1 protein-coding gene is annotated in these 433 nt (G+C 64.7%); it reads left to right on the top strand.

Going from position 1 to position 433, the window contains the following annotated elements:
• A partial coding sequence (locus GPA27_RS28490) for a DUF3592 domain-containing protein (protein WP_211165316.1) occupies positions 1–433 on the top strand: 433 nt, incomplete at both ends.

The raw sequence follows: 433 nt of genomic DNA, 5'->3' as shown, positions 1-433 counted from the left end.
CCCCAGTGCCGACAACGTGGGCGACTGGCAGGCGCAATGGCACCGCGCCCTGCGCCAAGCGCAGGAGCGGGGCGAATCCATCACAGCCTGGGTTAACCCACAGGCCCCTGCTCAAGCCCTGCTGGACCGCAGCATCCGCTGGCGGCTGCAAATTTTCCGGCTGCCGTTTACCCTGGTGTTCACCGGCGTCGGGGTGACTGCTGCATGGATGTTTCTGCGCATCTTGAGGCGCCCCCAGGACGATGTACCAGACCTGGAGCCAACGCATTCCCTGGCCAAGGGGCAGGGGGCGTTGTGGTTCTTCGCGGTATTCTGGTGTGGCATCGCTTTCCCTATGGCCGCCTTGTTCTGGTCGGACGGCAAAGGGCCCTGGTGGGCCAAGGGCTTCATAGGCGTCTTTGTGGTGATCGGCGTGGGCTTGGTCGCTGCAGCC

This window comes from Aromatoleum toluolicum, assembly GCF_012911005.2.
In the GTDB taxonomy this organism is placed as follows: domain Bacteria; phylum Pseudomonadota; class Gammaproteobacteria; order Burkholderiales; family Rhodocyclaceae; genus Aromatoleum; species Aromatoleum toluolicum.
Note: the sequence above shows the minus strand (reverse complement) of the source record. Positions and strands in the feature narration are given on the sequence as shown.